The organism is Pseudomonas sp. Sample_22 (assembly GCF_004307635.1).
Taxonomy (GTDB): Bacteria; Pseudomonadota; Gammaproteobacteria; order Pseudomonadales; family Pseudomonadaceae; genus Aquipseudomonas.
The window spans coordinates 39,274-49,441 of the sequence record NZ_RCNY01000036.1; the positions used below are offsets into that span (position 1 = coordinate 39,274).

The 10,168-nt window shown below is 60.7% G+C and carries 11 protein-coding genes; 7 read left to right on the forward strand and 4 right to left on the reverse strand.

Going from position 1 to position 10,168, the window contains the following annotated elements:
- Positions 1–49 precede the first annotated feature (49 nt).
- The 4 genes from cobJ to cobG are packed head-to-tail and all read right to left on the reverse strand — an operon-like array spanning position 50 to position 4,428.
- The gene (cobJ, locus tag D8U73_RS10295; protein ID WP_130904395.1) at positions 50–1,756 is read right to left on the reverse strand and encodes a precorrin-3B C(17)-methyltransferase; all 1,707 of its coding nucleotides are present in this window, start codon (positions 1,754–1,756) and stop codon (positions 50–52) included.
- Positions 1,756–2,487, reverse strand: coding sequence for a precorrin-2 C(20)-methyltransferase (locus D8U73_RS10300; protein ID WP_056852452.1), 732 nt, complete (start codon positions 2,485–2,487; stop codon positions 1,756–1,758). Before D8U73_RS10300 ends, cobJ begins: the two co-directional genes overlap by 1 nt.
- Positions 2,487–3,113, reverse strand: coding sequence for a precorrin-8X methylmutase (locus D8U73_RS10305; RefSeq protein ID WP_056852451.1), 627 nt, complete (start codon positions 3,111–3,113; stop codon positions 2,487–2,489). The genes D8U73_RS10300 and D8U73_RS10305 overlap by 1 nt, the downstream gene beginning before the upstream one ends.
- A complete protein-coding gene (gene cobG / locus D8U73_RS10310) occupies positions 3,106–4,428 on the reverse strand; it encodes a precorrin-3B synthase (protein ID WP_130904396.1) in 1,323 nt (440 codons plus the stop codon). The genes D8U73_RS10305 and cobG overlap by 8 nt, the downstream gene beginning before the upstream one ends.
- A gap of 284 nt (positions 4,429–4,712) precedes the next feature.
- Between cobG and D8U73_RS10315 the strand changes: the two genes are divergently transcribed.
- The 7 genes from D8U73_RS10315 to D8U73_RS10345 form a co-directional block, all read left to right on the forward strand.
- Positions 4,713–5,357, forward strand: coding sequence for a hypothetical protein (locus tag D8U73_RS10315; protein ID WP_130904397.1), 645 nt, complete (start codon positions 4,713–4,715; stop codon positions 5,355–5,357).
- Positions 5,358–5,520: 163 nt separating this feature from the next.
- Positions 5,521–6,732, forward strand: coding sequence for a precorrin-6y C5,15-methyltransferase (decarboxylating) subunit CbiE (cbiE, locus tag D8U73_RS10320; RefSeq protein WP_130904398.1), 1,212 nt, complete (start codon positions 5,521–5,523; stop codon positions 6,730–6,732).
- Complete coding sequence (locus D8U73_RS10325; RefSeq protein ID WP_056852447.1) at positions 6,725–7,822, forward strand: cobalt-precorrin-5B (C(1))-methyltransferase; 1,098 nt, start codon at positions 6,725–6,727, stop codon at positions 7,820–7,822. Before cbiE ends, D8U73_RS10325 begins: the two co-directional genes overlap by 8 nt.
- A complete protein-coding gene (locus tag D8U73_RS10330) occupies positions 7,819–8,547 on the forward strand; it encodes a cobalt-precorrin-6A reductase (RefSeq protein ID WP_130904399.1) in 729 nt (242 codons plus the stop codon). The genes D8U73_RS10325 and D8U73_RS10330 overlap by 4 nt, the downstream gene beginning before the upstream one ends.
- Positions 8,548–8,808: 261 nt before the next feature.
- Positions 8,809–9,207, forward strand: a complete 399-nt coding sequence (locus D8U73_RS10335; RefSeq protein ID WP_130904400.1) for a DUF2946 domain-containing protein — start codon at positions 8,809–8,811, stop codon at positions 9,205–9,207.
- Between the two features lie 48 nt (positions 9,208–9,255).
- Positions 9,256–9,735 (forward strand): copper chaperone PCu(A)C, encoded by a 480-nt coding sequence (locus D8U73_RS10340; protein WP_130904401.1) that lies wholly within the window; start codon positions 9,256–9,258, stop codon positions 9,733–9,735.
- Positions 9,736–9,756: 21 nt separating this feature from the next.
- Positions 9,757–10,168, forward strand: a 412-nt coding sequence (locus D8U73_RS10345) for a DUF2946 domain-containing protein (RefSeq protein ID WP_130904402.1), incomplete at its 3' end; no start/stop codon positions are given.

Genomic DNA, 10,168 nt, shown 5'->3' on the forward strand with positions numbered 1-10,168 from the left:
TACTGTTAAATAACGACCTGGACTTATGGAGTAGCAACAATGGTAATTATCAAATAGGGGTAAGCTTGTTGCCATAACTGCGTGGCGTGTACACCCATGTATTACCATCCAGGCGAGGGAACACACGCGTTGTCGAAGAGCCGATGAGTACCATCGTCCGCATGTCCACCTGGTCTACTTCCAATTGACCCAGCGTGATTACCCGCAACGTCTGACCCGGACGGCCAATATCCCGCCCCAGTACGACGGGAGTTCCAGGCTCACGGTGCTGGCGGATAATCTCCAGCGCCCGACCAAGTTGCCAAGGACGTGAACGAGAAATCGGGTTATAGAAAGCCAGCGCAAGATCGGCTTGCGCAGCCAGGTCCAGACGTTTTTCGATGATCGACCAAGGCTTGAGGTTGTCCGACAGCGACAACACACAAAAGTCATGCCCCAAAGGCGCGCCAGCCTGGGCGGCGGTTGCCAGCGAAGCGGATACGCCCGGCAAGATTTCGAGCTCGACATTGTGCCAATGAGTATCCGTGGACTCGTGGAGCGCTTCGAGCACGGCGGCGGCCATGGCGAAAACACCCGGATCGCCGGACGACACCACCACCACCGAGCGCCCCTGGGCCGCCAGTTCGAAAGCGTGGCGAGCACGCTGCATCTCTTCGCGGTTATCCGTGCAGTGCAGCACTTGATCCGCACGGAAGGGTCCGGCCATGCGCACATAGGTTTCGTAGCCCAGCACATCATTGGCGCGGGCCAGTTCAGCCTTCACCGCAGGCACCATCAGTTCGGCGGCGCCCGGCCCCAGACCAACCACCGCCAGTCGCCCGCGCGCGCGGCCGATCTGCATCGGGTCCAATGGCTGCTCGGCCAGCGCAACGGCAACGGCATCATCACCCGTAATGGACACGACCGGCCCAATAGCCTGACGCGCCAGTTCGCAGGCACCGCCCTCAGCACGGGCAAAACGTAACGGCACCCCCAGTTCGAGTGCGGCCTCACGCAACGCAGGGCTGGCCATTGCGCTGTCGGGCGCCAGGAGACACGCCAGCGATTGCACAGCAATGCCGGCTCGCTGCAGCGCCTGACGCACCACGTTCGGCACATCGGTAACGTCGGCGCTGACCGCTACCAATACGCTATGCGGATAGATCAATAATTCGTTGGCCGCCGGCAAGCGCTCGGCGTGACTGACATGCACCGCCAGCCGCGCCTGTGCATCCTCAGGCAGTTGCGCTTGCGCCAGCCACGGTGCCGAACCTTCGATGCGCACTGTCTCGCCGGCGAGCAGATCGGAAACGAAACGCTTGCCCAGTTCCAGATCGCCCAGGGTGTAGCCGCTGGGCGGGTTGAGCAAGCAAGTACCGAAGCGCAACTCTCCACTGGTGGTGATCGCCGGAGCAACGTCGAGATGGCTCGCAATCTCTCGCGCCATCACGTTTACGCCGCCCAGGCCACCGAGCAACGGCACCACCGCGCTACCGTCTTCGGCCACTGCCAGCACCGGAGGCTCGGCGCCTTTTTCAAGCAGCAACGGCGCCAGCGTGCGGATGACGATGCCGGCCGCGCACAAGGCGATGATCGGCGTGTCCTGTTGATACAGTTCTCGCAGGGTCGCACCGAACTCGTGATAGACACGGTCCGCGCCATCGACACGTTCGGCCAGCCCATGGATCAGGGCGCCGGGGTAAACCTGCTGTAGCCTGCGCGCGGTGGAGAGGCTGCCATTGCCGAGAATGACAATCGCCGGAACGGATCGGGTCATCAGCCTTGCCACCTTTCGCCGGGAACGATGATCAGCGAGAAATAAGGCGAAGACATGGGCTCCACCTGATCCAGCGGCACGATTTTCTGATTGGCCATGGTCGCGCGCTCGACGTACAACGCACGTTCGGCCAGACCCAGTTCTTCCAGCACCTGGCGCACCTTGGGAAAGTTGCGCCCCAGTTTCATGATCACCGCTGCGTCGGCGTCGGCCAGGCGACGCTTGAGTTCGTCATGGGGCAGCACGCCGGACAATACCGACAGGCTCTGATTGCGATACACCAGCGGCGCGCCGAGTACCGAGGCACCGCCGAGCATCGAACACACACCCGGCACGACTTCGGCCTGATAACGCTCGGCGAGCCGGTCGTGCAGGTACATGTAGGAACCGTAGAAGAACGGGTCGCCTTCGCAAATGACTGCCACGTCGCGACCGGCATCGAGATGCGTCGCCACTTCGGCGGCGGCGGCGTCGTAAAAGTCGCTGATCACTTGCTCATAGGACAGCGGCGCCGGCAACGCCTCAGTGGTTACCGGGTAAACCAGTGGCAACAGATTTTGTGCCTCTTGCAGATGCGCCTCGATGATGCCGAACGCATTACCCTTTTTACCCTTGGCGACGAAGTACGCCACCACCGGCGATTCGCGCAGCAGGCGCAGCGCCTTGACGGTAATCAGTTCCGGATCGCCGGGACCCACGCCAAGGCCGATCAAACGTCCTGGTTTGTGCATCATTCGATCTCCGTGGCGAGGGCATTGACGGCGGCGGCGGCCATGGCGCTACCGCCCAGGCGACCCTGCATGATGACGAAAGGCACGCCACGGCTGTCCGCCGCCAACGCCGCCTTGGATTCGGCGGCGCCGACGAAGCCTACCGGGAAGCCGAGGATCAATGCCGGTTTCGGTGCACCGGCGTCGAGCATTTCCAGCAGGTAAAACAGCGCGGTAGGCGCGTTGCCGATGACCACGACACTGCCCTCCAGATGCGGCCGCCACAGTTCCAGCGCAGCGGCGGAACGGGTGTTGCCCAGCTCTCGCGCCAGGTCCGGAACGCTTTCATCGCGCAAGGTGCAGATCACCTGGTTGTTCGCCGGCAATCGTGCACGGGTCACTCCCTCGGAGACCATCCGCGCATCACACAGGATCGGTGCGCCAGCCGCCAGCGCATCGCGCCCGGCCTGGCCCGCGCCTGCGGAAAACTGCAAACCGTCGATTGCCTCGACCATGCCACAGGCGTGTATCACCCGAACCGCGAGTTTTTCCAGATCGGCCGGGATTCGCGCCAGGTTGGCTTCGGCGCGGATGATCGCGAAGGAGTTGCGATAGATCTCCTGACCGTCGCGGATGTAATCAAGCATCAAGGGGGCTCCGTGCGCGGGCGTCGAGCAACGTCGCGACCGCTTCAATAGTAAGGTTGCGTGCGTGCAGCGCGCCGAAACCGGGCTGCGCGGCATCGCGAAAATAGAGATCGTAACGGCCGATTGAAACGGCCAGCAGCGTGACCGGTGCGATATGCGCGGCGGCACAGGAGCGCGGGCAACCGCTCAGATGCACGTGCAGTACGTGCCCGTATCGCTGCAGCAGCCCGGCCAGTTGCAAGGCATCGCCCTTGGTGTCTGCCAGGCCTTTGCCGCATCCCACCGATCCGGTGCAGGCGATCAATCGTGATAACGCCAGATCGGGGCTACACAGCAGGCCCAGTTGCTCCAGGCGTAGAACGACTTCTGCGGCATGTTCATCGCGAACATTGGGCAACAGCAGGCTCTGCCAAGGGGTGAAACGCAGACTCGCGTCGCCAAACGCTTGCGCCAGTTCGGCGGTGCCACGGAGCATCGCGGGGTCAAGCCGTCCAAGAGGAGGCTGGGCGCCAATGTAGACCCGACCGGATTCAGCCTGCGGGCAAATGCCAATGTGCAGAGCGCCTGGGCGCGTGGTGCGGAGTCCATCGCAAATGGCTTGAAAACGTACCCGCTCGGCCAGTCGGGACAGAAAATCATCAGCCGAGTGCTCGGCCAACAAATGACGCATTCGCGATTGCTCGGGGCGTGCCAGTTCTAGGAACAAATCCAGCACCGCGACGACCAGGTCGTGACCATCGTTGAGCGTGACAGAGCCTGCGGGTGTGTCCGTTGGGCACCCCGCCAAGCCGAATGCCAGCCGACACTCACCGTCTCGCTCGAAGGCCGACAGCCACACATCATGGGGATGCTCAAGCATCGCCAAGGCCTCACCACCATCGAGTTGCACGGCGAACTTGGCGCTGAGGTCATGAAAACGTTCGTTCTGCTGCACCGTGGTCAGAATCCGATCGGCCAGCGGGCGAGTATCGAACAGCATTTGCCGATCGATGCCGGCTGTGGGACTCAGCATCAGATTGCGAACATCGTCGGCCGCCGCGCTGCCGGGTCCCAACCCGGCAGCCAGCAGGCGGTCGATCAAGGCTGTTTGTTGGCCGTCGATTCCGCGAATCTGCAAGTTGGCGCGGTTAGTTGCCTCGATTATGCCTCCGGCATAGAGCTCGGCTGCATCAGCGAGAGCAACAGCCTGCTCTGAGCGGATGGCGCCACCACTGAGTTTGATTCGACATATACCGCCGTCCAACGCCTGGACGATACGCAACAACCCGGGACAGGCCGTAGGGCGTAAAGGGATGGGTGTCTGACGAGAATTCACAGGCTGACCGGTACAGGATAAAGGGCAGCATTATGCCTGCTTTGTCTGGCGGGATGAAAAGTCCGCAACGACAGACGACGAAACGCGCTCGATGCCGGCATCGGATTGTCTCGATTGACGTCAAGTCTTACTTGGGCAGCTCAGACATGAGTTTGGCGAAAACACTAACAGCCAGTATCAATTCCTTTTCTTTCTTTTATTTCATCGTGCTCGCGCAATCTGTACTTTCGTTTAAATGCGAAGACAACTAATCACACCTAAGACTTATGACTCAGGAGAAGCACATGAATGAAAACAAAATAATCGGAATGTTGACTGGCCACAGTCTTGCTTCCTGCATGGAGACTCTCTCACTTCAAGATTACACCGACTTGACCGATTGCACGCAAATAGCCACAAAGTCCGCCGACATGCTCTGCAGCCGCTTCGTCGATTCGTCGACGTGGCTGCATGAGTATGTAAAAACATTGGAGTTCCTCGGATGGTCTGTCTTTGAAGACGCCATTTTCACCCGCACCAGCCGTGTCATTTCGCATAGCGTTGCGGATTTTCTGGTCCAGAGCGCTCAGGGCATGCAGGACCCCCGACAAGGGAACGCCATGATTGACACCCTCGACGCGCTGAAACCCGACAAACCGGCGCTGGTTTCACTGGATGAAGAAAGCCTCATGGGGGAACGCTTTCAAGTTATTCCTGCGCGGTACGATTCGAAAGGCTTTCTGGAAATAGCAGTATTTAATCTTGAGCTGGTAGTCCGCACCAAGAGAAGCAGTTTCTTATTCTGGAACTGGGAAAATCAAGACGCAAAAATCATACAGCGCCGGGCCAGCCTTAAACTTGACAGGTACCGACTCGAACATAAAAGGCCGTTAATCGACAAGAAAATACACGAGATCGCAATGAAGAGATTCAACCTGCAAAAACGATAATAGAATCACTTCTTCTGCCACTTGGAAGGCTGTCAACGCCAACCACGATTTCACCCGACAACCACAGGCGAATGACTTCCATACCGCGTTATCATGTGCGACCGCCAGCCGGACACGGACCGGCACCCTGATGTTTGGCGTCGATTGATAGGTGAGGAACAGCATGACCCCGTGGCTGACAGTGGTAGGCATCGCAGAGGATGGCTTCAAGGGGCTTGGCAAAAATGCCCGACACGCCCTGCTGAACGCTGCGCGGATCATCGGTGGGCAACGGCAACTGGATTTGCTGCCAGCCTGCGTCCGTGGGCAACGGCAACTGTGGCCAAGTCCATTCACACTTGAACCGGTATTGACCCGGCGTGGCGAACCGGTATGCGTCCTGGCCAGTGGCGATCCGATGTTCTTCGGCGTGGGCGCCAGTCTTGCACGACACGTGCCCTGCGAGGAAATGCTGACGCTACCGGCGCCCTCTTCCTGTTCGCTGGCCGCCGCCCGGATGGGCTGGCCGTTGCAGGAAGTGGTCACGCTGTCAGTGGTTGCCCGCCCGATCGCCGCACTCGGCGCACAGCTGTTCAGCGGCGTGCGCTTGCTGGTGCTGAGCAACGATGGGCGCACCCCCGCCGCAGTCGCCGCGCTGCTGCGTGAACGAGGCTTTGGCCCGAGCCGTCTGACCGTGCTGGAACATTTGGGTGGCGAAGCCGAACGACGTATCGACGGCATCGCCAGCGACTGGGCCGACCCGGTCATCGCCGACTTGAACCTGATCGCGATCGACTGCCTTGCCGCCCCTTCCACACCCCGCCTGTCACGGCTGGCCGGCCTGCCAGACTCGGCCTTCAAGCACGACGGCCAGATCACCAAGCGCGATGTCCGGGCGATCACCCTCGCACGCCTGGCCCCGACGCCCGGCGAACTGCTATGGGATGTCGGCGCTGGCAGCGGCTCGATCGGCATCGAATGGATGCGTGCCCACCCGAGTTGTCGGGCACTGGCCATCGAGGCCGATGCAGGGCGGCAGCAATTGATCGAACATAACCGCGATGCCCTCGGTGTGCCTGGCCTGCAGCTGATTCGCGGCCATGCACCGCAAGCACTTCAAGACCTGGAACGTCCGGACGCGATTTTCATCGGTGGCGGCGTCACCCGCGAAGGCGTGCTGGACGCCTGTTGGGCCGCCCTCAAACCCGGTGGCCGGCTGATTGCCAATGCGGTCACATTGCAAAGTGAAATGACCCTGATGGCATGGCGTGAACAGAACGGCGGGGAACTGACGCGCATCCACATCGCGCAGGCGCAACCGCTGGGTGACTTCGATACCTGGCGTCAGGCCTTGCCGATTACTCTTCTGGACACGACGAAGCCTCTCGATGCGTGACGAAACCGCCGAACAACCTGCCCCCCTGCGCAGTGGCCTGACCACTGGCAGTTGCGCCACAGCGACCAGTCTCGCGGCGGCTCGCCTGTTGCTCACCGGCGCGGCGGCGGACGCGGTACACATCATCTTGCCCAAGGGCAAACAAGTGCAGATGCGCCTGGAGTTCTGTCGGCTGACGAACGATAGCGCCGAAGCCGGCACGATCAAGGATGCCGGTGATGATCCCGACGTCACCCACGGTGCCTTGCTCTATTCCCAAGTGCGACTGCGCGCTGAGCCAGGTATTTGCTTCCTTGCCGGACACGGTGTCGGCACCGTCACCCGGCCCGGGCTGGTACTGGGCGTCGGTGAACCGGCGATCAATCCGGTGCCGCGCAAAATGATCAGCGATCACCTGACCCAACTCGCCGCAGAACACGGTTACAGCGGCGGCTTCGAGGTCACGGTGAATGTCGAAAACGGTGAAGCACTGGCATTGAAAACCATGAACCCGCGCCTGGGTATTCTCGGTGGCCTGTCGATTCTCGGCACCAGCGGCATTGTCCGGCCGTTTTCCTGCGCGGCTTACATCGCCTCGATTCACCAAGGCATCGATGTCGCCAAAACCAACGGTTACCTGCACATCGCCGCCTGCACCGGCAACGCCAGCGAAGACACCATGCGCCGGGTCTATGGCCTGCCGGAAATCGCCCTGATCGAAATGGGCGATTTCGTCGGCGCGGTGCTCAAGCATTTGCGCAAGGTGCCTGTGGATAAACTCAGCCTTTGTGGCGGCTTCGGCAAGATCAGCAAACTGGCCGCAGGGCACATGGACTTGCACAGTCGTCATTCGAGCATCGACTTGCCGCAGCTGGCCGAATGGGCCGCTGCAGTGGGTGCCGATGCAGCGTTGCAGCAAGGCATCCGTGATGCCAACACCAGTCAGCAGGCCTTGGCCATGGCCAGCGCCGCCGGTATCGCCCTCGGTGATGCGGTATGCCGTCACGCCCTGGCGTTTGCCCGTAGCGTGGTCCCGGCGCAGGTTCAGGTCGAAGTGTTCGCCATCGACCGCCAGGGCGGGATCGTCGGGCATGCGGGGGCTTTTCAATGAAACGAATGCTGTTGCTCGGTGGCGTAACCGAGGCCCTGGCCATTGCCCGAACCCTGGGGCCGCAGCACATCTATAGTCTGGCCGGCATCGGCCGCGTGCCGACGGATCTGAAATGTCAGGTTCGGGTCGGCGGTTACGGCGGTGCCAAAGGGTTGGCGCAATTCATTCGCGATGAAGGCATCGATCTGTTGCTGGACGCCACTCACCCCTACGCCGCACAAATCAGTCGGAACGCGGCAACTGCTGCACGTTCAAGCGGTGTTCCCTGCTGGGCACTGCGGCGTCCGGCGTGGCAAGCACAGGCCGGTGATGACTGGCGGGAAGTCAGCGATTGGGCCGAATTGATCGAAGCCCTGAAACCGTTTCGCCGCCCGCTGTTCACCCTCGGCCGCGAACCGTTGCAGCACCTGGACGAAATTCCCCCGGAGCAATTCTGGACCCTGCGCGCCCTCGACGTTTATCCCGGCAACGAGCGCTGCGAGGTAATCGGTGCACGCGGCCCGTTCCTGATCGACGATGAGCGCGAGTTGTTCGAGCGTCGGCAGATCGACGTGCTGATCAGCAAGAACAGCGGCAGCACGGCGACCGAACCGAAGCTGGACGTGGCGCGGGAGCGTGGGGTGCCGGTGCTGGTGTTGAAACGGCCGGTGTTGCCGGGGGTTGAGCGGGAGTTTGGTTCGGTGACGGAAGTGTTACAAGTATTGAGAATGCAGCAATTTACATAGGGACTCTGATTACCATAGGTCATCGTCGCGAGCAGGTACGCTCCCACAGGATTGCGTTGTCTGGTTTTTGAGTGGGTGTCCACTGAGGTCTAGAAAATCTGAACAAAGCTTAAGTGGCACTGGCATTTTGAATTCACGACTATCATGAACACTAAGAACGGTCGACGCTGCGACACCACACCGCACGCCGCTTTTTTACTTATCGGCCCTGATCAGGCTAAATAGCCCGCGCCTGATCGCTCACCCACCGGATTTTGTCCCATGTCCCGACAACGGCTCGCAATTGCCTGGATAGCCTGCTTCGCAGTGCTGTTCAACATGCTCGCCATGCCGATGTCCGGAGCGATGGCGCAGTCGGCGAAGTCACCCGCCGAACAATTGTTGTGGGGCAGCTTTTGCACATCGAGCGGCACCAAAATGGTGGCGATCTCCCTGGGCAACATCGAACAAAAAGCCCCGCAAAACGACGATCATTCCAACATGCAGCACTGCTGGTGCTGCTCGGGCTCTGCGCCCTTGGTGGCGTTGCCCGGCCATGAACCGCGACTGTATTTCGCGCAGTTCGAGTCCAATCGAAGCCTGCCAGCGTCGTCGCTCAACACGCCGACACCGCGCCAGCAATGGCCAAGCCTCAATCCCCGTGCCTCCCCTCTGGTGTGATTTCTTCTCGCAATTGACCTGCGTTTCGAATCGTTCTGGAGAACTGCCATGTTGAACAAACTCATCGTTCTGGCCGCGTTGCTGCTGCCTGCCTGTTTTGCCAATGCCCACGAATACAAAGTTGGCGCCCTGGAAATCGCTCATCCCTGGTCGCAGGAACTGCCGCCCAATGCGCCGACAGTTGCCGCGTATTTCGTCATTCACAACGCGGGCAATACCGCCGACCGCTTGCTCAGCGTCGACTCGCCCCTTTCTGGCGAAGCGCAACTGCATGAACATGTGATGCAAAACGACCTGATGAAAATGCAACAGGTACCCAACGTGGATATCCCTGCTGGCGCCAACGTCACGTTTGCACCGATGGCCTACCACGTGATGCTGGTGAACTTGAAAGACCGTGGCCTGCTCGTCGATGGCAAGCGCTTTCCGTTGACCCTGCATTTCGAGAAGGCCGGTGACGTGACGGTTGAAGTGGCGGTGCAGAAGCAGCCACCCGAGGTCACGCACCAGCACGCGCACGCTCAGTAACCCGCTGAGCCGAATCCGTCCATGCGCACGTCAAGCGCCAGGTCATCCGCCCACCGCCATCAGCCTTCACGCCTGAGGAGCGGCAGCTGGATCAGCCTGTTCGCCATGCTGATGATCTTTATCGGTCCACTGATTTCTCAGTCGATGCCGATGGATCAGCGCGCCCCGATGTCGATGAACATGTCGATGGACATGAGCATGGACATGTCGGCAATGGAGCACGCCGACCACGGCACGCAACCACCGGCTGAACACTGCCCGCCAGCATCGGGGCACCATGCGATCTGGGAAAAATGCGGCTATTGCAGCCTGCTGTTCAATTGCCCGGCATTGACCGGCGGCGGATCCTTCGTCGCATTCAACATCCCGCCCGTCAACACGTTCACCATCCCCTCCCCACGCCTGGGCCATGCCCGGCAAACCTTTTTCCCCG